The organism is uncultured Nocardioides sp. (assembly GCF_947488025.1).
Lineage (GTDB): Bacteria > Actinomycetota > Actinomycetes > Propionibacteriales > Nocardioidaceae > Nocardioides.
Window position 1 is genome coordinate 25,227 of sequence record NZ_CANKYS010000015.1, and the last position, 21,661, is coordinate 46,887.

A 21,661-nucleotide genomic window follows, 5' to 3' on the forward strand; every position below is an offset into this window, starting at 1 on the left:
GATCTTCATTCCCAGAACACGCGCTCCACCACGGCGTGCGCCCGCCGGGTGGTCCGCAGGTAGTCGTTGACCATCTGGTCCGACGCCCCCTGGGGGTAGCCCAGCACCTGCGCGACCGCGGCCCGCTCGCGCGCGTCGCGGGGCAGCTGGTCCGAGGGCCGACCGCGGACCAGGGTCACGGCGTTGCGCACCCGGCTCACCAGCCGCCACGCCTCGGCCAGGGTCGCGGCGTCGTCCTCGGAGATCAGGCCGGCGTCGGCCGCCGCCTGCAGAGCCGGCAGCGTCTGGGGCGTGCGCAGGGCCTCGACCCGGCCCGCGTGCCGCATCTGCAGCAGCTGCACGGTCCACTCGACGTCGGCGAGGCCGCCGCGACCGAGCTTGAGGTGCGTGTGGCGGTCGGCCCCGCGCGGCAGCCGCTCGTCGTCGACGCGCGCCTTGATCCGGCGTACCTCCACCACGGCCGACTCGGAGATCCCCTCGACCGGGAAGCGCAGCGGGTCGATGAGCTCGGTGAAGCGGGCGCGCAGCGCCTCGTCACCGACGACCGCGTCGGCGCGCAGCAGCGCCTGGAACTCCCACACGCTCGACCACTTGGCGTAGTAGGCGGCGTAGGAATCGACGGTGCGGACCATGGGCCCGTTCTTCCCCTCGGGCCGCAGGTCGGCGTCGACCTCGAGCGGCGGGTCGCTGGCCGGCAGCGACAGCAGGCGCCGCACCTCCGTCACCACTGCGGTGGCGTACGACGACGCAGCCTGAGCCTCGACCCCGTCGGCCGGATCGTGCACGAACATCACGTCGGCGTCGCTGCCGTAGGACAGCTCGAACCCGCCGTAGCGTCCCATCGCGATGACCGCGATCCGGCTGGCGGGCGCGTCCAGCCCGCGTTGCCGGCGCACCGACTCGGTCGCGATGTCGAGCGTGGCCTGCAGCGTCGCGTCGGTGAGGCGGCTCAGGCCCTGCCCGACCACCGCCACGTCGGTGCCGGCGACGAGGTCGCCGCACGCGACCCGCAGCAGCTCACGGCGACGTACGGCGCGCACCGCCGCGACCGCGGCCTCGGGCGTCTCGGCACGCTCGACCAGCGACTGCATCTCCGCCAGCGCGGCCTCGGCGCTCAGCGGGACGAGCGACTCCCCCAGCATCTTCACGCCCTGCGGCTCGCGCTCGAGGAGGTCGGTGGCGTAGCGCGAGGTGCCGAGGACGACGGCCAGGCGCTGGGCGACCTCGCCCTCGTCGCGCAGCATCGTGAGGTACCACGGGCTGCGCCCCAGGCTCTCGCTGATCCGGCGGAACCCGAACAGCCCGGCGTCGGGGTCGGGCGAGTCGGCGAACCACTCCAGCAGCACCGGCAGCAGGGTCCGCTGGATGTCGGAGGTGCGCGAGACCCCGCTCGTCAGCGCCTCGAGGTGGCGCAGCGCGGCCCGCGGGTCGGCGTACCCGAGTGCGGACAGCCGGGCCTCCGCGGCCTCCAACGACAGCCGGGCCTCCGGGCCCGGGAGCTTGGCGACGGCACCGAGCAACGGTCGGTAGAAGAGCTTCTCGTGGAGCCGGCGCACCTCGCGCCGGTGGTGGCGCCACTGCCGCTCGAGCTGGGCGGCCGGCTCGGAGAAGATGCCGATCGAGCGACCGAGCCGACGCAGGGACGCCTCGTCGTCCGGCAGGACGTGCGTGCGTCGCAGCTGGTAGAGCTGGATCCGGTGCTCGAGGGTGCGGAGGAAGGCGTAGGCCTCGTGGAGCTTCTCGCCGTCCTGGCGCCCGACGTAGCCGCCCTCGGTGAGGCGGGTCAGCGCGCTCAGCGTCGCGCCCTCGCGCAGGGTCGGGTCGGACCGCCCGTGCACCAGCTGGAGGAGCTGCACGGCGAACTCGACGTCGCGCAGGCCGCCGGCGCCGAGCTTGATCTGGCGCTCCGCCTCGTGCGCCGGGATGTGGTCGACGACCCGGCGCCGCATCGCCTGCACGTCGGACACGAAGCCGTCGCGGCCCGCTGCGCTCCACACCATCGGGGCGACCATCTCCCAGTAGCGACGCCCCAGGTCGGCGTCACCGGCCACCGGCCGCGCCTTGAGCAGCGCCTGGAACTCCCAGGTCTTGGCCCACTTCTCGTAGTAGCCCTGGTGGCTGGCGAGCGTGCGCACGAGCGGCCCCTGGCTGCCCTCGGGCCGCAGGTTCGCGTCGACCGGCCAGATCGTGCCCTCGCGGGTGTGGTCGGAGCAGACCCGCATCAGCTGCGAGGCCAGCTGGGTGGCCGCCCGCAGGGCGACGCCGTCGTCGGCCTGCTCCCCCGGCTCCGGCTCGGCCGCCTCGTAGACGAAGACCACGTCGACGTCGGAGATGTAGTTGAGCTCGTGGCCGCCGCACTTGCCCATCGCGATGACCGCGAGGCGCGCCGCGTGGGCCGTCTCGCCGACCCGGACCCGCGCCACGGCGAGCGCGGCGTCGAGGGTCGCTGCGGCGAGGTCGGAGATCTCGGCGGCCGCGTCGTCGAGCCCGACGTGGTGGGCCAGGTCGCGCGACGCCAGCCGCAGCAGGTGACGGCGGTACTCCACGCGCAGCGCGTCGACGGCCTCCTTGTCCGGCAGCCCGGACACCGGCTCGTCCGCGTGCGGGTCGGCGCCCACCGCGGTCAGCATCGCCTCGCGCAGGGCGTACGCCGCGGGACGGGTGCTGCCCAGGGTCGGGTCGGTCAGCTCGTGCCACTGCTCGGGGTGGCGCACGAGGTGGTGGGCCAGCGCGGGGCTCGCACCGAGCACGCTGCACAGCCGCATCGCGGTGCCCTCGTCGTCGGCGAGCTCGGCGAGCATCTGCTGGCCGGCTCCGGCCGCCTGCTCGTCGAGCGCGTCCACCAGCCGCAGCAGCCCGTCGAGGGCGGCGTCGGGATCGGCGGACGCGGCGAGCTCGTCGGTCAGCGGCAGGCCCGCGTCGCCGAGGCGCTCGATCCCGCGCGCGGCGACCGCGCCGTCGACGAAGCCCTTGCGCACGTAGGTCCCGGCGGACGTCATCGCAGCGCCTCGGCGCCGGCGGCGATCGCGGCGAAGCGCTGGACCATCGGACGCCAGTGGCCGGCCAGCGCCGGCCGGGCCGACTCGATCGCGGCGAGCACCTCGTCCTGGTCGAGGTCGAGCGCGACGTGGTCCTCGCGGTCCGACTCCGCCCAGCGGCGTACGACGTCGGTGTCGGCCTCGGGGTGCGCCTGGATGCCCCACGCCCGCGGGCCGAAGCGCCCCGCCTGCACCTCTCCGCCGGGGCTCCGCGCCAGGACGACCGACTCGGGGGGCATCTCGACCACGACGTCGTTGTTCCAGTGGATGACGGTCTCGGTCGTGGTGCGCGCGCTCGCCCACACGTCGTCGGCGGCTGCCGCGGTCCACCCGACCGGCTGCAGACCGACGATCTGGCCGCGCGGGTTGCGCTCGACCCGCCCGCCGAGCGCCGCAGCGACGACCTGGTGACCGAGGCAGATCCCCAGCAGCGGGGTGCCGCCGGCGACCGCGTCGCGGATGCCGGACTTGAGCGGCGCCAGCCACCGGACGGTGTCGTCGTCGTTGGCGCTCATCTCGCCGCCCAGCACCACCGCGGCGTCGTACGACGTCAGGGCGGGGAGGTCGTCACCGGCGTAGGGGCGGCACACCTCGAGGGTGCAGCCGGCCTCCTCGAGCCAGTCGCCGACGAGCCGGGGCGGGCAGGACTCCTGGTGCTCGACGACGAGCACGCGCGGGCTGCCCATCTCCGTCAGGTCCGTCGCCTCAGAGGACCGGCAGCATCCGGTCGCGCTCGTAGGCGGAGACCTGGGTGCGGTACTCCTCCCACTCGGCGCGCTTGTTGCGCAGGAAGAAGTCGAAGACGTGCTCGCCGAGCGTCTCGGCCAGCAGCTCGGAGTCCTCGGCGATCCCGATGGCGTCCCAGAGGCTGCGCGGGAGCGGCGCGATGCCCAGCGCCTTGCGCTCGCGTTCGGTGAGCGACCAGACGTCGTCCTCGGCCTCGCGCGGCAGCTCGTAGCCCTCCTCGATCCCCTTCATGCCCGCGGCCAGCACGACGGCGAAGGCGAGGTAGGGGTTGCAGGCGGCGTCGATGGTGCGCAGCTCGACGCGCGTCGACTGGCCCTTGTTGGGCTTGTACATCGGCACGCGGACCATCGCGGAGCGGTTGTTGTGGCCCCAGCAGACGCCGGAGGGGGCCTCGCCGCCGCCGAGCAGGCGCTTGTAGGAGTTGACCCACTGGTTGGTGACGACGCTGATCTCACTGGCGTGGCGCAGGATCCCGGCGATGAACTGCCGGCCCGTCCTGGACAGCTGGTACTCGGCGCCGGCCTCGAAGAAGGCGTTGCGGTCGCCCTCGAAGAGCGACACGTGCGTGTGCATGCCCGAGCCCGGGTGCGTCGTGTAGGGCTTCGGCATGAAGGAGGCCCAGATGCCATGGCCCAGCGCCACCTCGCGGACGATGGTCCGGAAGGACATGATGTTGTCGGCGGTCGTCAGCGCGTCGGCGTAGCGCAGGTCGATCTCCTGCTGGCCCGGGCCGCCCTCGTGGTGGCTGAACTCGACCGAGATGCCCATCGCCTCGAGCATCGTGATGGCCTCGCGGCGGAAGTCCGCACCGCGCGACTGGGCGGTGTGGTCGAAGAAGCCGCTGCGGTCGACCGGCTGGGGCTCGTCGCCCTTCCCGGGCACGTCCTTGAACAGGTAGAACTCGATCTCGGGGTGCGTGTAGAAGGTGAATCCCTTGTCAGCGGCCGCGCTCAGCGTGCGCTTGAGCACGTGGCGGGGATCGGCGTAGGACGGGCTGCCGTCGGGCATCCGGATGTCGCAGAACATCCGGGCGGTGGCGGGCCACTCGTCGTCGCCGGTGCGCCAGGGCAGGATCTGGAACGTCGACGCGTCGGGGTGGGCGAGCATGTCGGACTCGTAGACGCGGGCGAAGCCCTCGATCGCCGAGCCGTCGAAGCCGATGCCCTCGTCGAAGGCGTTCTCGAGCTCGGCCGGGGCCACGCTCACGCTCTTGAGGAAGCCCAGCACGTCGGTGAACCACAGCCGCACGAACCGGACGTCACGCTCTTCGAGCGCCCGGAGCACGAAGTCCTCTTGCTTGCCCATGGCACCACCCTAGGGGTCACCGTGCCGTGCGCGACGACCCCCGCCGCAGGGTGGGCACCCGAGCTCGGAGGCGCGCTGCTCAGCGGCAGATGTCGACGTCCTGCGAGCCCAGCACGCCGCCCGGGGCCGGTCGCATCGGCGCGAGCCAGCTCTGCGTCGTCGGCACGAACGCGATGCTGCCGTCGACCTCCCGGCGCACGCCGTCCACCCGCACCTTCTCGACGACGAGCGGCACGGTGACCGCGCGGCTGCGCACGCCCTCCCAGCAGGCCGACGCCTTCTTCTTGGTCACGGCCTCCTCGAGGGTGACCGGGTCGCCGACGCCCTCGCCGTTGTAGCGCCAGGCGACGGTGGTGACGTAGCCGGTGTGTCCCTCCCACGGCGCGCGGACCGTGGCCGACATGCCCCAGGTGCGGCGGGTCGGGATCCGGAAGGAGACCCTCCCGTCGCGCACCTCCCTGGTCCGCGACTCCCAGACGTGGACGACGTCGGCATCGAGCGTGCTGCGCGCGTTGACGAGCTGGACCTCGCAGCCCTCGCAGTCGGCGACGGTGAAGGTCAGCGTCGTGCGGGCGGCCGCGCGGTCCTCGACCTGCGCATGGGCCGACGGTGTCGTCGCGGCCAGCGTTCCCGCGAGCAGCGCGGCGCCGGAGAGCCCGGAGCGGAAGGTGAGGCCGTACGGCCGGTGGGTGCGGGTGGTGCGGTGGGTCATCTCGTCTCCCCGTGAAGTGGTGTGTCGCTGTCTGGACGCACCTGCGGCCGGGGAGGTTGCATCCGGCAGGAGCTCAGTCGTCCTCGCCGAGGGTGTTGCGCTCCAGCTCGGCGAGCGTCGGTCGACCGCGGTTGCAGAACACCTCGAGGTCGACGGAGTTGCGGCCGTCGCTGAAGACCGCGTCGACGTCGTCGTCGGGACCCTTCTCCCAGCTCACGATGCGCCACCCCGCGTCCTTGTCGGGTCGTATGCCGACGCCGTACGCCCACGTGTCGCGGCACTCGACGAGGAAGGCCCCCCACTCCCCGGAGATCTCCTCCGACACGGCCGGGCCCTCGGGGTCGGGGACCGACGAGGGCGGCACCGAGACGTCGCGTGCGACCTCGTCGCCGACCGGTCCGCGGTCGCGGATGGTGGCGCCGACCGTCGACACCGCGAAGACGCCCACGAGCACGGCGACGACCGTGGTGGCGGCCCACAGGCCGACGAGCAGCATCCGACGTCTCACGGGCCCATCGTGCCCGCCGCCACGTCAGCGCGAGGTGAGGTGGTGGTTAAGGCAGTGCTAAGGCTCGCCCGCCGCACGGATCGTGGCACCTGCGGGCGGTACGGTCGCGGCGTGGCCGAGGTGCTGATCATCGAGGAGACGACCGGATCCGGCCGTTGCTGGTGCGTGGCCTGCGCGAGTGCGGGCACACGGTGACCTCCGCGCCCACCGGGATGGGCGGCCTGCAGCTCGCCGTCGACTCCTCCCCCGACCTGGTCGTGCTCGACCTGGGCCTGCCCGACGTCGACGGCACCCAGGTGCTGTCGATGCTGCGCGCGGTCAGCCAGGTGCCGGTGATCATCGCCAGCGCCCGCGCCGACGACCCGTCCCTGGTCGGGGCCCTCGACGCGGGCGCCGACGACTACGTCGTCAAGCCCTTCACCAGCACCCAGCTCGACGCCCGCATCCGCGCCGTGCTGCGCCGGGTCGACGCCGGGCGGCAGCGGCCCTCGACCATCACGGTCGGCGGCCTCGCCGTCGACCTCGCCGGTCGGCGCGTCCACCTCGACGGCACCGAGGTCGACCTCACGCCGCGTGAGTTCGACCTGCTCGCCCACCTCGCGGAGCGACCGGGCGAGGTGGTGACCAAGCGCGACCTGCTCGTCGAGGTGTGGCGCCAGCCCTGGGGCGGCTCCGACAAGTCCGTCGACGTGCACCTGTCGTGGTTGCGCCGCAAGCTCGGCGAGACCGCCGCCGCCCCGCGCTACCTGACCACGGTGCGCGGCGTCGGCGTACGCCTCGCGGCCCCGGCCGACGACACGGCCTGGGACGACTGAGGTGCGCCGCAGCCTCCTGCTGACCGCGGCCGCGGCCGTCTCGATGGTGCTGCTGGCGATGCTCGTGCCGATGGCGATCCTCGTGCGCAGCTATGCGCTGGAGGACCGGTTGGCCCGGGCGGCGCTGGAGGTGCAGGCCGTGGAGACGGTCGTGTCCGGGCAGGACGCCGGCGCCGTCGGTCAGTACGTCGACCGGCTCAACGATGCAGAACGCCACACCCGGGTCACGGTGCTCTACCCCGACGGCCTCGAGATCGGCCCCGACCGCGGGCAGGACGAGCTGGTCCTCGACGCCCGCAACACCGGCCGCGCCCGCGTCGACGACGTACCGGGCGGGTCGCAGATCCTCGTGCCGGTCTCCCGCGGCGGCAACTCCGCCCTCCCGTCGCAGACGCCGGTGATCCGGGTGGTCGTCGACGAGCCGGGCCTCGACTCGGCCGTCGGCGTGGCCTGGGGCCTGCTGGCCCTGCTGGCGCTGGCGCTGCTCGCAGGATCCCTCGTGGTCGTCGACCGCCTCGGGCGGTCGTTCGTGCTGCCGATCCGGCGCCTCGCCGAGCACACCCAGACGCTCGGCCGACCGGGCGCGGTCACCCCCGTCGCGAACCTCGAGGGGCCGCCGGAGGTGCAGGAGCTGGCCGGTGCCGTCGACCGCCTCGTCGGCCGCATCCAGCTGCTCCTCACCCGCGAGCGGGAGAGCGTCGCCGACCTCTCCCACCGCCTGCGCACGCCGGTCACGGCGCTGCGGCTGCGCGTCGAGACCGTCGACGACCCCGCCCTGCGCGACCGCCTGGCCGGGGACCTCGACGCGCTGCAGGCCACCGTCGACGAGATCGTCCGCGAGGCCCGACGGTCCGAGCGCGAGGGGCTCGATCCCCGCACCGACGCGGTCGCGGTGATCGCCGAGCGCGTGCGCCACTGGGAGGCGCTGGCGGAGGACCAGGGCCGCGCCTACGACCTGCGGCTGGCCACGTCCGGCCCGCTGCTGCGCGCCAGCCGCACCGACCTGGAGGCGATGGTCGACGTGCTGCTCGACAACGTCTTCTCCCACACCCCCGACGACGCCGCCGTCCGGATCACGCTCGACGCCGACGACGACGCGGTCGAGCTGGTCGTCGAGGACGCGGGCCCCGGCCTGCCCGCGGACCTCGACGCGACGGGACGTGGCGAGAGCGGATCGGGCTCGACCGGCCTGGGCCTCTCGATCGCCGCGCGCACCGCCGAGGACTCCGGCGGGGTGGTCACCACGGGCGCCTCGGACATGGGCGGAGCCCGGGTCGCCGTCACGTTGCGGACGGCCTGACCCGGGCTCCGGTGCAGGGCTGCTGCGGTGGCTCAGCGCAGGGTGACCTTCAGCGAGCAGGACGACCCGCCGGCGGGGGTCACCGTCAGCTTGAAGGTGTCCTTGCCGGCCGTGTTGCGGCGGAACGTGTCGAGGTCGAGCTCGCCCTCGCCGTCGGCGCGCAGGACCCGCGACGTGGCGAGCGTGCCGTCGTGACGGATGGCGACGCGCCACTCGCTGCCGGGACGCGCGTTGTCGATGTCGGCGTCGACCTCGAAGCCGCCGCGCTCGCGATCGACGTTGAGCTCGTACATCGCACCGGCGCAGGTGCCGCGGCGCTCGACGTCGGCGCTGGCCGGGCCGGCGACGAGGACCGTGCTACCGGCCGCGGCGGTCGCGACGAGCGTGGTGGCGATGAGCGTCTTCTTCATGGGGTGTCTCCTCGGGTGGGGCTGGATGTGGTGGCTGGGTGCGGTGGGTGGGTGGATCAGGAGCCGAGCGTGGCGGTGCACGGCTCGCCGTCGGCAGGCGTGAACGTGACGGCGTACGTCGCGTCGCCGGGGTTGCCGTCGCTGAAGGCGTCGACGTCGATCTCGCCGTCCTCGTCGGTGGTGCGGGTGCCGGCGAGCAGCGACGTGTCGTCGCGCGTCAGCTCGACCTCCCACTCCTCACCGGGGCCGGCCGACTGCAGCTCGGCGCTCACCTCGGTGCCGCCGTCCTCCGCCTCGGCACTGAGCTCCCACGTCGCGCCGCCGCACGTGCCGCGTTCGCTGGTCTGGGCCTCCACGGCGTTGCCGACGGCCCACCAGGACCCGAGCCCGACCACGACCGCCGCTGCCACGACGCCTCCGATGACTGCCTTCTTCTTCTGCACGCTTCCTCCTCCGTCGTCCGACGCCGGGTGCGGCGCCGTGGAAGGAGGTTCGCGCGGGCGCGGCTAACCGCGCTCCAGCCCGCCGTTAAGGACAGGCAAAGGCCTGCATCGATCTTTCGCAGAGTCCCCGCTCATGCGGGGAGTCCGTCACTTCGTGGGGTGTACAACCCCCTCCAGGTGTCGGACTTCCCCCGCAAGTCGCCTCAGGAGGCCGGCACGTCCCGGTCGATCTCCGCCAGCCAGGCGGTGCCCTTGGCGTCGCTGGGCATCCGCCAGTCGCCGCGCGGGCTCATCGTGCCGCTGGGGCTGACCTTGGGGCCGTTGGGCAGCGCGGAGCGCTTGAACTGGTTGGCGAAGAACCGCTTGACGAAGACCTGCAGCCAGGTGCGGACCTCCTCCAGCGAGTACGCCACCCGCGCGTCCTCGGGGAACCCCGGCGGCCACTCCCCCGACTCGAGGTCCTTCCACGCGTGCCAGGCCAGGAAGGCGATCTTGCGCGGCCGGAACCCGTGGCGCACCACGAGGGCGAGCGTGAAGTCCTGCAGGTTGTAGGGCCCCACGGTGTCCTGCGTGGCCTGCGGCTTCTTGCCCTCCTCGACGGGGATCAGCTCGGGGGTGATCTCGAGCTCGAGGATCTCCCCGAGCAGCTCGCCGACCGCCTCGTCGAACTCGCCGTGGCTGATCACCCAGCGGATCAGGTGCTGCACGAGCGTCTTCGGCACGCCGGCGTTGACCGTGTAGTGCGACATCTGGTCGCCGACGCCGTAGGTGCACCACCCGAGCGCGAGCTCGGAGAGGTCGCCGGTGCCGACGACGATGCCGCCGCGCTGGTTGGCGAGGCGGAAGAGGTAGTCGTAGCGCAGGCCGGCCTGGACGTTCTCGAAGGTGACGTCGTAGACCTTCTCGCCGCGACCGTAGGGATGGCCGAGGTCCTTGAGCATCTGCTCGGCCGCGGGCCGGATGTCGAGCTCCTCGAAGGTCACCCCGAGCGCCTGCGAGAGCCGGGTGGCGTACGACTTGGTGGTCTCCCCCGTCGCGAAGCCGGGCATCGTGAAGGCGAGCACGTCGCTGCGCGGGCGGCCGAGCCGGTCCATCGCCTTGCAGGCGACGATCAGCGCGTGCGTGGAGTCGAGGCCGCCGCTGACGCCGATCACGGCCTTGGGCGTGCCGATGGCGTTGAGTCGCTGCTCGAGGCCCGAGACCTGGATGTTGTAGGCCTCGTAGCAGTCGAGCGCGAGCCGCTCGGGGTCGTCGGGGACGAACGGGTAGCGGTCGACCTTGCGGAGCAGGCCGATGTCCCCGGTGGGCGGCTCGAGCTCCCACTCGACGGTGCGGAAGCGGTTGACCCGCTCGTGGTGCGTACGCCGGTTGTCGTCGAAGCTGACCTGACGCATCCGCTCCTGGCGCACCAGGTCGAGGTCGACGTCGACGACGGTGCGCCGCGGCCCGTCGGGGAAGCGCTCGCTCTCGCCCAGCAGGGACCCGCACTCGTAGACCATCGTCTGGCCGTCCCAGCTCAGGTCGGTCGTCGACTCGCCCTGCCCGGCCGCGGCATAGACGTACGCCGCCGAGCACCGCGCGCTGGCGCTGCGCGCGAGCAGCTTCCGGTCCTCGGCGCGCGCGATGGTGATCGGGGAGCCGCTGAGGTTGGCGAGCACGGTGGCGCCCGCGAGCGCGGCCTCAGCGCTCGGCGGCACCGGCACCCACATGTCCTCGCACACCTCGACGTGCAGGTCGAGGCCGGGGACGTCGAGGCAGCGGAAGATCAGGTCGGGCCCGAAGCGGACGTCCTGCCCGGCGACGGAGATCCACTCCAGCTCGCGGTCGTCGCCCGGGGCGAACCACCGGCGCTCGTAGAACTCGCGGTAGTTGGGCAGGTAGGACTTCGGCGCGACGCCGAGGACCGAGCCACGGTGGACGACGACGGCCGCGTTGAAGACGCGGTTGCCGTGCACGACCGGCGCGCCGATGACCAGCATCGTCATCAGGTCGGCGCTCGCCGCCACGATCTCGGCGAGGGCCTCCTCGACCGTCGCGAGCAGCGTGTCCTGCAGGAAGAGGTCGTCCACCGAGTAGCCGGTCAGGCACAGCTCCGGGAACACCGCGACCGCGACCGAGTCGTCGTGGCAGGCCTGCGCCTGCTCGAGCACGGCGGCTGCGTTGGCGAGGGGATCGGCGAGGTGCACCGGCAGGGTGACGGCGGCGATCCGGGCGAAGCCCTGGGCGTAGGCCGAGTAGAAGTCCACGCGGTCACTCTAGGGAACTCGGTGGACCACCCCGAGCCCGACGCGACAGGCTCCCCCCATGGCCCTCGACATCAGCCCCTGCGTCACCGACGACGACTACGAGGAGTGGCGGCGCGTCCGGATCGCCGTCGTGCCCTACGAGCGCACCCAGTCGCTCGCCGAGCTGCGGGAGGGCGACAAGCCCGCACGTCTCATGCTCCTGGCGCGCGTCGACGGAGAGGTCGTCGGGCACGGACTGGCCCAGCCGTCCGACACGAGCGGCGGCGGCTCGGTGATCCCGCGGGTGCTGGAGGGCCATCGCCGCCGAGGTGTCGGTACGGCGCTGCTCGAGCGCCTCGTCGCACACGTCGCCGACCTCGGTCTGCCGACGCTGCGCGCCGGTGCCGACGACGACGCAGCCCTGGCCTTCGCCCACCGATTCGGCTTCAAGGAGGTCAACCGCGAGGTCGAGCAGACCTGTCGCCTGTCGGGTCCCGTCGAACCGCCCCCGGCCCCCGACGGCGTCGAGGTCGTCACCGCCCAGGAGCGGCCGGGCCTGTGGGAAGCCGCGTACGAGCGCTTCGGCCTCGAGGCGCTCGCCGACTTCGCCGTCGACACCCCGCTCGACGTCAGCCCCGAGCGGTGGGCGCGTGACTGGCTGGTCGACCCGATGTTCCTCGCCCTCCACGACGGCGAGGTCGTCGGGTGCGCCGGGCTCGGTCGCGACGCCGACGAGCCGACCCGCGCCGAGAACGGGCTGACGGCCGTACGCCGTGACTGGCGCGGCCGCGGCCTCGCGATCCACCTCAAGCTGGTCACCCTGGCCTGGGCCGCCGAGCACGGCATCGCCGAGGTCTACACCTGGACCCAGGACGGCAACGCCGCGATGCGCACGCTCAACACCCGGCTCGGCTACGAGACGACCCGCGTCGGGATCCAGCTCGCGCGGCCGCTGGACCGCTGACGCGCGAGAGACCTTTACCCGGCATCGCCGCCGGCCCTAGCGTCGACGTCGTGCGCCTCACCGTCCGCAGGACCCGCGCGTCCGTGTCCCTCGCCGCCCTCCTCGTCACCGGCAGCCTCGCCGGCGGCCTGCCGACCGGGCCACCGCCCTCGGTCGCGGCCGCCGACACCGTGAGCGATCGCGAGGTGCGCGCCCCGCAGCTCCGGGTCCGCACGGTGGCGCGCGGCCTGCAGCACCCGTGGGACGTCCAGCAGGCAACGGCCGGCCGGCTCGTCGTTTCCGAGCGCGACCGCGCCCGCATCAGCGTCGTACGCAAGGGCGAGCGACGCACCCTGGCCGACCTGTCGCGGTTGATGTGGGTCTCCGGCGAGACCGGGCTGATGTCCCTCGCCGTCGACCCCGCCGCGCGCACGCTGTGGGCGTGCCACGGCAGCGCGAGGGGCGGCACCCACGTGCAGGTGAGCCGCTGGTGCGTCGACAGGAGGTGGACCCGTCTCAGCAGCCGTCGCACCCTTCTCACCGGCCTGCCCTCGACGTCGGGCCGCCACGGCGGCTGCCGGCTGCTGCTCGACCGCGACAGCGACGCCCTTCTCGTCGGCACCGGTGACGCCGCGGTCGGCACCAACCCGCGCGACCTCGACTCGCTCGGCGGCAAGGTCCTGCGGGTGCACCGCCGCACCGGCGCGCCGATGTCCGGCAACCCCTTCGTCGGTGCGAGCAGCGCGCGGCGGTTCGTGTGGACCTACGGCCACCGCAACGTGCAGGGCCTGGCCCAGCGCGACGACGGCTCGGTGTGGTCGGTCGAGCACGGCAGCCACCGCGACGACGAGGTCAACCGGCTCGTCGCCGGCGGTGACTACGGCTGGAACCCGGTCCCGGGTTACGACGAGACGGTCCCGATGACCGATCAGTCCCTGGCCGGCGAGCAGCAGGACGCCGCCTGGTCCTCCGGTACCCCGACGATCGCCACCTCGGGAGCTGCGTGGGTCCGTGGTTCGCGGTGGGGCGCGCTCGAGGGGACCCTCGCCCGTCGCTGCGCTGAAGGGCTCTGAGGTGCTGTTCATGCGGTTCGACGCAGCCGGCGCCCTCACCTCGGTGACGCGCCCGCCCCGGCTGCAGCGGCTCGGCCGGCTGCGGTCGATCACGTCGGCGCGCGACGGCGACCTGCTCGTCACCACCGACAACGGCGCGCGCGACCGCGTCGTACGGGTGTCCCCGCGCTGAGCGTGACCGTCGCCACAGCGCCCTACCCGCCGGTCGCGACTAGCCTGAGGAACGGTCCGTGGACTCCATCAGGGAGCCGCGAGATGACGAGGAGTGAGCATGCCTGAAGAGACGGCCCCCTACGGCTCAGGCCCGACCGCCCCGGCTGCGCCGGTCAAGCGGGTCCGCACCCATCACCTGCGGGAGATGAAGGAGCGGGGCGAGAAGATCACCATGCTGACGGCGTACGACATGTACACCGCCGCGACCTTCGACGAGGCCGGCATCGACCTGCTGCTCGTCGGCGACTCCGCCAGCAACAACGTCCTCGGCAACGAGACCTCCCTCCCGGTCACGGTCGACGAGCTCCTCCCCCTGACCCGTGCCGTGGCGCGGTCGGTGAAGCGCGCGATGGTCGTCGGCGACCTGCCGTTCGGCAGCTACCAGGCCTCGCCCGAGCAGGGCTACCTCACCGCGGTCCGCTTCATGAAGGAGGCCGGCGCCCACTGCGTCAAGCTCGAGGGTGGCGCCGAGATGGCCCCCGTCATCGAGAAGTGCACGCAGGGCGGCATCCCCGTCATGGCCCACATCGGCTTCACCCCGCAGTCCGAGCACACCCTCGGCGGCTACCGCGTCCAGGGTCGCGGCGACGCGAGCGACCGGGTCATCGCCGACGCCCGTGCCGTGCAGGAAGCGGGCGCGTTCGCCGTCGTGATGGAGATGGTCCCCGGCGACGTCGCGGAGCGGATCAGCAAGGAGCTGACCATCCCGACCATCGGCATCGGCGCGGGCGCCGGCTGCGATGGCCAGGTCCTCGTCTGGCAGGACGCCTTCGGCCTGCGCACCGGCCGGATGGCGCGCTTCGTCAAGCAGTACGCCGACGTGCACGGGGTGCTGCTCGAGGCGGCCCGGGCGTACGCCGACGACGTCCGCGGCGGCACCTTCCCGGGCGCCGAGCACACGTTCTGACGCTCGCGCCGACACGCGGGTCGGTGACAACCCGCGTCCGGCGCGGCAGGATCGGGCTTCCCGACGACGCGAGGAGCCCTCCGTGAGCGAGACCCCGGCCGAGAAGACGGCAGCCACCACGTCCACCGCCAAGACGACTCCAGCCAAGAAGACTCCAGCGAAGAAGACGACGGCCAAGAAGACGACGCCCGCGAAGAAGACCGCGGCCAAGAAGACGACTACCAGGAAGACAACGGCGAAGAAGGCGCCCGCCACGAAGAAGACCGCGGCGAAGTCCACCGCCACGAAGTCGACCGCCAGGAAGACCCCAGCCAAGAAGACCACGACCGCGAAGAGCACGACCAAGAAGACGACCGCCACGAAGCCGTCCACCAAGCCCGTGGCGACCTCGGCACGGCGCTCCCCTGCCGGGCGGGCCGCCGACGCCGGCAGCCAGGCGATCAGCACCGCCGCGATGGTCCAGAAGGTCGCGCAGGACACCGCCGAGCGGGTCGCGGCCGAGACGGCGGCCCGGGTGAGCAAGCAGTACGAGGCGGCGATCGCCGAGCTGACCAAGACCCTCGACAAGAACACCAAGCGCGCCCTGAAGAGCGTCCGTGCCGCCGCCGACGTCGCTCAGGCGGCGAACCCCGTCACGGGCAAGAAGAGCAAGAAGAAGAAGTGATCAGTTGTCCGGGGTGCCGTCGGTGAGGCCGTCGCCGGAGCCCGGGCCGTCGTCGTTCCACTTCGGGTCGTTGTCCCACTCCTCGTTGCGCTCCTCGACCTTCTCGAGCGCACGCGAGGCCTCCGCGGACGAGGCGTAGGGCCCGAGGCGGTCGGCGTTCTTGCAGCCGTCCCTGCCCTCGACCGTGTGGTGGGTCAGGCAGAACCAGTATTCGTTCTCGCTCATGCGCCGAAACTACACTCGCGCCGTGCCTGTCGTATCCCCCGCAGAGGTATCTGCGCGTCGTGCCGTGCCCGCCCACATCGTCCGCCCGGACTACGTCGACCTGCCGAAGCCGCAGCGGTTCACCGGCGAGGAGGTCAAGGACGCCGAGACCATCGAGCGCATGCGGGTCGCGGGCCGTCTGGCCGCCCAGGCGCGCGACCTCGTCGGCTCCCACGTCGTACCCGGTGTCACCACCGACGAGCTCGACCGCATCGGCCACGAGTTCCTCTGCGACCACGGCGCCTACCCCTCGACGCTCGGCTACCGCGGCTTCCCGAAGTCGCTGTGCTCCAGCGTCAACGAGGTGATCTGCCACGGCATCCCCGACGCGCGGGTCGTCGAGGACGGCGACATCGTCAACATCGACATCACCGCCTACATCGGCGGCGTCCACGGCGACACCAACGCCACGTTCCTCGCCGGCGACGTCGACGAGGAGTCCCGCCTGCTCGTCGAGCGCACGAAGGAGGCTCTCGACCGGGCGATCAAGGCGGTCAAGCCCGGCCGCCGGGTCAACATCATCGGTCGCGTCATCGAGGCGTACGCCAAGCGCTTCGGTTACGGCGTCGTGCGCGACTTCACCGGCCACGGCATCGGCACCGCGTTCCACTCCGGACTGATCATCCCGCACTACGACGACGAGCGCTTCGACGACGAGATCCGCGTCGGGATGACCTTCACGATCGAGCCCATGCTCAACCTCGGCACGCCCGACTACGACATGTGGGACGACGGGTGGACGGTCGTGACCAAGGACCGCCGCCGCTCCGCGCAGTTCGAGCACACCCTCCTCGTCACCGAGGATGGCGCCGAGGTGCTGACGCACCCCTAGACTCGGCTCTGAGTGGGTCGGCCGGGCGGCCGCGGCACCACACCTTCGGTGAGGCGTCGAGGAAGGTCCGGGCTCCACAGGGCAGGGTGGTGGCCAACAGCCACCCGGGGAAACCCGCGGGATCAGTGCCACAGAGAACAGACCGCCTCCCGGCGTGCCGGGCGGTAAGGGTGAAACGGTGGTGCAAGAGACCACCAGTGCGCCGGGCGACCGGCGCAGCTAGGCAAACCCCACCCGGAGCAAGATCAGACAGGATGCGTTCGAGGGCGGCCCGCCCGAGCATCCGGGTAGATCGCACCAGGCGGCCGGCAACGGTCGTCGCAGATGGATGGTCGCCCCCGCGTGAGCGGGACAGAACCCGGCCTACAGGCCGACCCACTCCCTACAGGCCTCTGACCTGCGAAAACGTGATCACGACACCGCTGTAGTCCGCAGATAGTCCGCAAGAGAAAAACTCTTGAGTCTTCAACTACCGTCGCTGATCGGCTCGAATCGCCACCGAGCCGAGGCCTCCCGGCCTAGGGTCGCGGTGTGTCCGAAGGTGCCGACGAGAAGCGGATGAAGCTCCGGTTCACCGGCGTCTGCCGGGTGTGCGACACGGATCTTCCGGCCCGGGTCGAGGCGATCTACGAGCGGGCGGCCGAGACCGCCCGCTGCATGGACCGCTCCCCCACCTCGGCTCCCCTGCCTCACCGCTGGTCGAGGAGAGCGCTATGCGCCCGTCACGAGACCCCGAACCCCTCGACCCCAGCACCCCGGGCGCCTCAGCCCGCCGCGCGTAGCGAACGCCGCCATGCCCCTAGCGCGAAGCCCGCGTCCGGCGAGCAGCACCCGAGGCTCGGCGGGTCGTTCCTCCCCGTCACCCGTGAACCACACGCGATGAAGGCGTGGGGCACCGACCTGACGCACAGAGTGCCGGAGGCGCAGTTACCTTCTGTTTGCGATACGTGGACCCCAACGATGCGCCCATTCTGTATTGGGCCACCCACGCCATGCACCGCGTATGACGCACAGATGAACCAGATCTGGTCGTCGGCACCGCGCAGTCGAGCTTGAGCGGCGATGTCCCCGAGCGGCGCTACGTTAGACAGGATGGCTGCCTCCATCGGTATGACGACGCCAACCCCAAGTGGGACCGGAGCCCGAGAAAGATTGATTGCAAATGCCAAGATTCATGCCGAGAGTGATTTGAATGCCTCACAAGGCACATAGCCAACTTCCGACCGTTTGGTTCGACGCTTGGCTGGAAGCGAACAGGACCCAAAACACCCCGTACGGCACCACTTTTCACACAGAAAAGGATCGTCCAGCGGAAGCCGCCGACCTGCTCGCGGAGATACTATATCGGTCAAAGACGACAGGAAATCGCCTGCAGAGGCTTTTACAACGAGTCAACTGGATCTCGTCAAGCGCTCGGCTCGACATTCCAAACACTGTCCAAAACCAGCTCGGCGATTTCGGCGAAGTTGTTGCCATTGGCGTACTAGAGGTTTTTAAAGGTCTCTACGTCCCAGTGGTAAAGCTTCGCTATCAGATGGACAAGGACCAGAGCCTACATGGCACAGACATCGTCGGGTTCGAGTTCGATGAAGACGACAACCTAGTGTCGCTACATTTTTGCGAGGTCAAAACAGCTACCAGCACAAAGTCCAACGCGCGAGCGGCGGTCGGCGCAGCTCATCAGCAACTCGCTGACGACCGCGCGTTGCACTTCACCGACACGTTAGAATTTCTCGCCGAACGTCTGGACGATGTAAACCCAAGCGTCGCGGAAGCATTCGAGGAGTTTCTCGCATCTCGCGAGGACGGCATGGATGGGTCCTACCGAATTTTGTTGCTCACGGATCCAAGCATCTACGACCCGACCGTAATCGAACGGATACCGGAACCGCCAGACCTACAAGAACCACTCGAGTTAGATATCGTCCACGTTGCGGAACTTCGAGCATTGATTGAAGAGACTTGGCCGATTGTGGCGCAGCGCGTAGCCGCCGACCCAGCCAAGCGGTTGCCGCTGTCAGGAGCGACGGATGCCGATTAGCGAGGCAGCTACCGCTCTGCTACAGGACAGATACCTACGTGCCGAGATCGAGGCCCTGCGTATCTCGGCACTGCAGCGTCGCATGCTCGGACGTTCTATGGACGTCGAAACCTTCAACACTTCGAGGCTTCAGCGAAACCTAGTTTCGCTCGCACGCGCGGTTCGTCGCGCGGCAGCCAGCACCGAAGGCGTTCCTGACAGTGATGTAAGAAACGCAGCGAGGTTCGTCGCGCGCAGCTACGAGCAGCTCGCGGAAGCGCGGTCCGTAAACCGGTCGTCGATGCTGATGCTTGCCGCCGTCAATTACGAACTTGCTGGCTACCAGGCCAACGCAGCCACGTTGGCCCGTCTCGCGTCCGATGTTTCGAGGCTGCCCCTCACTCAGACACCAGATCTCGAGCAGTTGGTATCCCTGTTCCTGCAGAGGAGATTCCTTAGGCTGAGCCGCAGCGCGGACTCCTTGACAGTCGCTCGAGACGTAACTGTTGAGGCGGGGACCGTCCTCGAGGCCGCCAACCTTCTGACGCAACAAGCGCTCGCTAAGGCCAGCACATACTTTCTAAATGGCCAAGCTAGCGCTCTGCTCGAAGCTAAAGATGACCTAGAAGTAGTCCACGGGGCGATGGTCGAAATCGGCGCGGCTCCGCAGAGCCTCCTCGTAAATGGCCTTCGGTCAATCTTGCCTCGTCTTGAAACCACCAGCATCTGGTCCAATCTGTGGCCCCGCCTACCCGAGAGCCGTTTGTGGAATCGGTATCTGATGACTCTGGGCCGAGGCATGGGATCAGGAGGCGTTTTGGATGCGCGCTCAATTAGTGAGTTGTGGCCATCACAGTTGCGGGCCCTCAACGAAGGGATTTTGAGCCCAAGTTCTCGGGTGGTCAGGATGCCCACCAGCGCCGGCAAGACACGTGTCGCCGAGATGGCGATCGTTCACGCCTTGGCGGTCCGACCCGGGGCCAAGGCCTTATACGTCGGGCCGTTCAACGCGCTTACTAACGAGGTCACTGCTGGACTCAACGATCTCTTCGTAGACCTTGGGCTGTCGGTTTCGTCTCTGCCAGGAAACTACGAACTGTCGGCAGTAGACGAAGATGCTCTGGACGACGACTTGTTGGTTCTAACGCCTGAAAAACTAGACCAGCTCTTGCGTTCCAACAGCCAGTTTATCGACGAGATCGACGTCGTTGTATTGGACGAGGGTCACGTCGTGGGCGAAGACAATCGTGGCCCAAAGTACGAGTTGGTAATCAGTCGCCTTCGACAACGTCGTCCCGACACGAAGTTCGTGGCGCTGAGCGCAGTGGTGCCTGATGAGACTCTACGGGAATTCAGCGAGTGGCTCCGCGCGTCCGAGAACCCAGTGTCGTCACAATGGCGGCCCACGGAACAGCGTCTGGCACTTCTGCGCTGGAAGGGCTCGAGCGGCGACCTTGTATACACACAACCAGGGCGTATGCAACATCAGTCGCCGGAGCGCTCATGCAGCGCATCGAGTACGCAGACCTGACGGAAGGGGAGGTTCCAACGCCGCTCCGCCCGCGTGGGATACCTCGAAGCGCCCTCGTCGCCGAAGAGTGGCTGGGAGGAGACCATAAGGTCACTCAGTACCTCCGCAACGGAATCGGCGTCCACTATGCAGCCTTGCCTGGCCCTGTGAAAGCAGCAATCGAAGAGGACTTCCGGGACCGCAAGCTTGCAGCTCTGGCCGCGACTCCAACGCTTGCCCAGGGCGTGAACCTGCCAATTCGGACGCTCATCGTCCATACAACGCGACGATATGATGATGAGGCAAGTGAGCAGATATCCCTAACGGCGCGCGATTTTTGGAATATCGCCGGCCGCGTCGGCCGCGCTGGTGCCGAGACGGAAGGCACCGTTGTGTTCTTAAGTTTTGGCCGAAACGACGAAGAAGATTACCGCTACTTCGAGGCCTCGAGGAATGATGTCGAAAGGGTCACAAGTGCGCTTTTCCGGATGCTCAACGACCTAGTTACCAACCGGATCTCCAGAACTTCGATCGCACGTAAGCTGGACGCTGAAATGCTCGCGCTATTGGTTGAAGAAGGCGAATCTGCGCTTACCCCGGAGGGGCTTAAAGAAGCCCTTGGAGATACGCTGTTCGAGATTCAGGGGCGCACGGAGCACCGCTCGTCCGATCCGCTGTGGAGGGTGATGGCCGATACCTCGTCAGCGATCTCGGCCATGGTGACAGACGATGATCTCAGAGCGGTTTATGCCAGCACCGGTTTGTCAGCAGTGAGCTGTACCGAGATAAGCCGCCACATTGCGGCACACCAAGACGAACTCGCGGCGGCTTTCGAGTCCGTACAGGACTGGAAGAGTGTCCGCGAGCTTCTGCTGGACGGTCTAGTTGCGTGCAGAGAAATGAACCCACGAACGTCTATCGACGCGGGTCACGAGCAGGTGCTCGACCATTGGCTGACGGGGAGGAGCGTGTTTGACATCGCCAAGACTTTCGATGTCGACCCGATCCGTCTGACCACGTTCGTTGAGGATTTCTTTGGATATCGACTTCCTTGGGGCCTTTCCGCTTACCTGAGAATTTGTGCGCATGTTCTGCAACTCGAATCTGTTCCTGGCCATCTTGAGCAGCTGCCGCTGCAGATCCGCTACGGCGTCCCTTCCCTGACTGCGTCGTGGGTGATGGCCTTAGGAGTTGACTCGCGGGTGCTTGCGGTCACGCTCGCGGACGCGTTCGAGCGCACCGGGCGTGCCCGATCGCCGGGTGCACTCCGGAGGTGGCTGACCAGCCTGGACGTGGAAGACCTTGCAGACCAGTTCGAGATTTCGTTGGCAGCACTGCCGACCGTTCGTCAGGTGGCGTTGCGCGCAAGTGGTAACGACTTGATGCGTAGTTACTACGGCGGCCAAGACCTATTTCCCCTCACTGTGACCGTGTTTGCTCGGGCTAGGATTGAGACGAAGGGTCTTCTTGCAGGGCTCACGGCGGGCATGCCAGTTGAAGTTCGTCGAGACTACGAGGGAGCACACCGGAACGGGGTAGTCCTGCTCGTCGATGACAAGGTGATATCGCGTCTGCCGCGGTCCGAAAGCGACGCAATCGCAATTGAAATGGATGCTGGGCGTGCTGTTGATGCCATCGTGCAGAGTGTCTCTAGCAAGGACGCGCAGTCCTACCGTATTGGGATCGTCCTCCGCTAGCGCAGATCCGAGATGGCGGATCGCTGGCCCTAAAT

The 21,661-nt window shown here is 69.7% G+C and carries 20 protein-coding genes and 1 other RNA gene; 12 read left to right on the top strand and 9 right to left on the bottom strand.

Going from position 1 to position 21,661, the window contains the following annotated elements:
* Nucleotides 1–5: 5 nt before the first annotated feature.
* The 5 genes from Q1B24_RS19385 to Q1B24_RS19405 form a co-directional block, all read right to left on the bottom strand.
* Complete coding sequence (locus tag Q1B24_RS19385; protein WP_299931755.1) at nucleotides 6–2,999, bottom strand: bifunctional [glutamine synthetase] adenylyltransferase/[glutamine synthetase]-adenylyl-L-tyrosine phosphorylase; 2,994 nt, start codon at nucleotides 2,997–2,999, stop codon at nucleotides 6–8.
* Nucleotides 2,996–3,724 (bottom strand): type 1 glutamine amidotransferase, encoded by a 729-nt coding sequence (locus tag Q1B24_RS19390; protein ID WP_299931757.1) that lies wholly within the window; start codon nucleotides 3,722–3,724, stop codon nucleotides 2,996–2,998. The genes Q1B24_RS19385 and Q1B24_RS19390 overlap by 4 nt, the downstream gene beginning before the upstream one ends.
* 19 nt (nucleotides 3,725–3,743) lie before the next feature.
* A complete protein-coding gene (locus Q1B24_RS19395; protein ID WP_299931759.1) occupies nucleotides 3,744–5,090 on the bottom strand; it encodes a glutamine synthetase family protein in 1,347 nt (448 codons plus the stop codon).
* Between the two features lie 79 nt (nucleotides 5,091–5,169).
* Nucleotides 5,170–5,802 carry a hypothetical protein gene (locus Q1B24_RS19400; protein ID WP_299931761.1) on the bottom strand — a complete coding sequence of 211 codons (633 nt, stop codon included), beginning with the start codon at nucleotides 5,800–5,802 and terminating at the stop codon, nucleotides 5,170–5,172.
* Between the two features lie 73 nt (nucleotides 5,803–5,875).
* Entirely contained in the window at nucleotides 5,876–6,310 is a 435-nt protein-coding gene (locus Q1B24_RS19405; RefSeq protein ID WP_299931763.1) for a hypothetical protein, read from the bottom strand.
* A 191-nt stretch (nucleotides 6,311–6,501) separates the two neighbouring features.
* Here Q1B24_RS19405 and Q1B24_RS19410 point away from each other — a divergent pair, with 191 nt between their 5' ends.
* Together Q1B24_RS19410 and Q1B24_RS19415 are read left to right on the top strand one after the other, a co-directional pair.
* Nucleotides 6,502–7,125: a response regulator transcription factor gene (locus tag Q1B24_RS19410; protein WP_299931765.1), complete on the top strand. Its 624-nt coding sequence runs from the start codon at nucleotides 6,502–6,504 to the stop codon at nucleotides 7,123–7,125.
* A gap of 1 nt (nucleotide 7,126) precedes the next feature.
* Entirely contained in the window at nucleotides 7,127–8,425 is a 1,299-nt protein-coding gene (locus Q1B24_RS19415; RefSeq protein WP_299931767.1) for a HAMP domain-containing sensor histidine kinase, read from the top strand.
* A 32-nt stretch (nucleotides 8,426–8,457) separates the two neighbouring features.
* Here Q1B24_RS19415 and Q1B24_RS19420 read toward each other — a convergent pair whose 3' ends face one another.
* The 3 genes from Q1B24_RS19420 to Q1B24_RS19430 all read right to left on the bottom strand — a co-directional run bounded on the left by Q1B24_RS19420 (nucleotide 8,458) and on the right by Q1B24_RS19430 (nucleotide 11,524).
* On the bottom strand, nucleotides 8,458–8,835 hold the full coding sequence (locus Q1B24_RS19420; protein ID WP_299931769.1) for a hypothetical protein: 378 nt from the start codon (nucleotides 8,833–8,835) through the stop codon (nucleotides 8,458–8,460).
* Between the two features lie 56 nt (nucleotides 8,836–8,891).
* Nucleotides 8,892–9,278 (bottom strand): hypothetical protein, encoded by a 387-nt coding sequence (locus Q1B24_RS19425; RefSeq protein ID WP_299931771.1) that lies wholly within the window; start codon nucleotides 9,276–9,278, stop codon nucleotides 8,892–8,894.
* A gap of 203 nt (nucleotides 9,279–9,481) precedes the next feature.
* On the bottom strand, nucleotides 9,482–11,524 hold the full coding sequence (locus Q1B24_RS19430) for an NAD(+) synthase (protein WP_299931773.1): 2,043 nt from the start codon (nucleotides 11,522–11,524) through the stop codon (nucleotides 9,482–9,484).
* Between the two features lie 58 nt (nucleotides 11,525–11,582).
* Here Q1B24_RS19430 and Q1B24_RS19435 point away from each other — a divergent pair, with 58 nt between their 5' ends.
* The 5 genes from Q1B24_RS19435 to Q1B24_RS19455 all read left to right on the top strand — a co-directional run bounded on the left by Q1B24_RS19435 (nucleotide 11,583) and on the right by Q1B24_RS19455 (nucleotide 15,303).
* A complete protein-coding gene (locus tag Q1B24_RS19435) occupies nucleotides 11,583–12,467 on the top strand; it encodes a GNAT family N-acetyltransferase (RefSeq protein ID WP_299931775.1) in 885 nt (294 codons plus the stop codon).
* A 50-nt stretch (nucleotides 12,468–12,517) separates the two neighbouring features.
* On the top strand, nucleotides 12,518–13,519 hold the full coding sequence (locus Q1B24_RS19440) for a PQQ-dependent sugar dehydrogenase (protein WP_299931777.1): 1,002 nt from the start codon (nucleotides 12,518–12,520) through the stop codon (nucleotides 13,517–13,519).
* A 10-nt stretch (nucleotides 13,520–13,529) separates the two neighbouring features.
* Nucleotides 13,530–13,691 carry a hypothetical protein gene (locus tag Q1B24_RS19445; RefSeq protein WP_299931779.1) on the top strand — a complete coding sequence of 54 codons (162 nt, stop codon included), beginning with the start codon at nucleotides 13,530–13,532 and terminating at the stop codon, nucleotides 13,689–13,691.
* 99 nt (nucleotides 13,692–13,790) lie between these two features.
* A complete protein-coding gene (gene panB, locus Q1B24_RS19450; RefSeq protein ID WP_299931781.1) occupies nucleotides 13,791–14,639 on the top strand; it encodes a 3-methyl-2-oxobutanoate hydroxymethyltransferase in 849 nt (282 codons plus the stop codon).
* Between the two features lie 82 nt (nucleotides 14,640–14,721).
* Nucleotides 14,722–15,303, top strand: a complete 582-nt coding sequence (locus Q1B24_RS19455; protein ID WP_299931784.1) for a hypothetical protein — start codon at nucleotides 14,722–14,724, stop codon at nucleotides 15,301–15,303.
* On the opposite strand, the gene Q1B24_RS19460 is transcribed toward Q1B24_RS19455, so the two are convergent.
* Entirely contained in the window at nucleotides 15,304–15,528 is a 225-nt protein-coding gene (locus tag Q1B24_RS19460) for a hypothetical protein (RefSeq protein WP_299931786.1), read from the bottom strand. It abuts the gene before it with no gap.
* On the opposite strand from Q1B24_RS19460, the gene map reads away from it, so the two are divergent.
* The 5 genes from map to Q1B24_RS19485 all read left to right on the top strand — a co-directional run bounded on the left by map (nucleotide 15,527) and on the right by Q1B24_RS19485 (nucleotide 21,626).
* Nucleotides 15,527–16,399, top strand: coding sequence for a type I methionyl aminopeptidase (map, locus tag Q1B24_RS19465; RefSeq protein ID WP_299931788.1), 873 nt, complete (start codon nucleotides 15,527–15,529; stop codon nucleotides 16,397–16,399). The genes Q1B24_RS19460 and map overlap by 2 nt on opposite strands.
* A 13-nt stretch (nucleotides 16,400–16,412) precedes the next feature.
* Nucleotides 16,413–16,781: RNase P RNA component class A (gene rnpB, locus Q1B24_RS19470), an RNA gene on the top strand.
* A gap of 810 nt (nucleotides 16,782–17,591) precedes the next feature.
* Nucleotides 17,592–18,440, top strand: coding sequence for a Hachiman antiphage defense system protein HamA (locus Q1B24_RS19475; RefSeq protein WP_299931790.1), 849 nt, complete (start codon nucleotides 17,592–17,594; stop codon nucleotides 18,438–18,440).
* Nucleotides 18,430–19,950, top strand: a complete 1,521-nt coding sequence (locus tag Q1B24_RS19480) for a DEAD/DEAH box helicase (protein ID WP_299931792.1) — start codon at nucleotides 18,430–18,432, stop codon at nucleotides 19,948–19,950. The genes Q1B24_RS19475 and Q1B24_RS19480 overlap by 11 nt, the downstream gene beginning before the upstream one ends.
* Nucleotides 19,923–21,626 carry a hypothetical protein gene (locus tag Q1B24_RS19485; protein ID WP_299931794.1) on the top strand — a complete coding sequence of 568 codons (1,704 nt, stop codon included), beginning with the start codon at nucleotides 19,923–19,925 and terminating at the stop codon, nucleotides 21,624–21,626. Before Q1B24_RS19480 ends, Q1B24_RS19485 begins: the two co-directional genes overlap by 28 nt.
* Nucleotides 21,627–21,661: the final 35 nt, after the last annotated feature.

What these genes read in the sequence shown, in the direction of transcription:
- Q1B24_RS19385 (WP_299931755.1), bottom strand. Translation starts at nt 2,999, where the DNA reads ATGACGTCCGCCGGGACCTACGTGCGCAAGGGCTTCGTCGACGGCGCG.
- Q1B24_RS19390 (WP_299931757.1), bottom strand. Translation starts at nt 3,724, where the DNA reads ATGGGCAGCCCGCGCGTGCTCGTCGTCGAGCACCAGGAGTCCTGCCCG.
- Q1B24_RS19395 (WP_299931759.1), bottom strand. Translation starts at nt 5,090, where the DNA reads ATGGGCAAGCAAGAGGACTTCGTGCTCCGGGCGCTCGAAGAGCGTGAC.
- Q1B24_RS19400 (WP_299931761.1), bottom strand. Translation starts at nt 5,802, where the DNA reads ATGACCCACCGCACCACCCGCACCCACCGGCCGTACGGCCTCACCTTC.
- Q1B24_RS19420 (WP_299931769.1), bottom strand. Translation starts at nt 8,835, where the DNA reads ATGAAGAAGACGCTCATCGCCACCACGCTCGTCGCGACCGCCGCGGCC.
- Q1B24_RS19435 (WP_299931775.1), top strand. Translation starts at nt 11,583, where the DNA reads ATGGCCCTCGACATCAGCCCCTGCGTCACCGACGACGACTACGAGGAG.
- Q1B24_RS19445 (WP_299931779.1), top strand. Translation starts at nt 13,530, where the DNA reads ATGCGGTTCGACGCAGCCGGCGCCCTCACCTCGGTGACGCGCCCGCCC.
- panB (WP_299931781.1), top strand. Translation starts at nt 13,791, where the DNA reads ATGCCTGAAGAGACGGCCCCCTACGGCTCAGGCCCGACCGCCCCGGCT.
- map (WP_299931788.1), top strand. Translation starts at nt 15,527, where the DNA reads ATGCGCCGAAACTACACTCGCGCCGTGCCTGTCGTATCCCCCGCAGAG.
- Q1B24_RS19460 (WP_299931786.1), bottom strand. Translation starts at nt 15,528, where the DNA reads ATGAGCGAGAACGAATACTGGTTCTGCCTGACCCACCACACGGTCGAG.
- Q1B24_RS19475 (WP_299931790.1), top strand. Translation starts at nt 17,592, where the DNA reads ATGCCTCACAAGGCACATAGCCAACTTCCGACCGTTTGGTTCGACGCT.
- Q1B24_RS19480 (WP_299931792.1), top strand. Translation starts at nt 18,430, where the DNA reads ATGCCGATTAGCGAGGCAGCTACCGCTCTGCTACAGGACAGATACCTA.
- Q1B24_RS19485 (WP_299931794.1), top strand. Translation starts at nt 19,923, where the DNA reads ATGCAGCGCATCGAGTACGCAGACCTGACGGAAGGGGAGGTTCCAACG.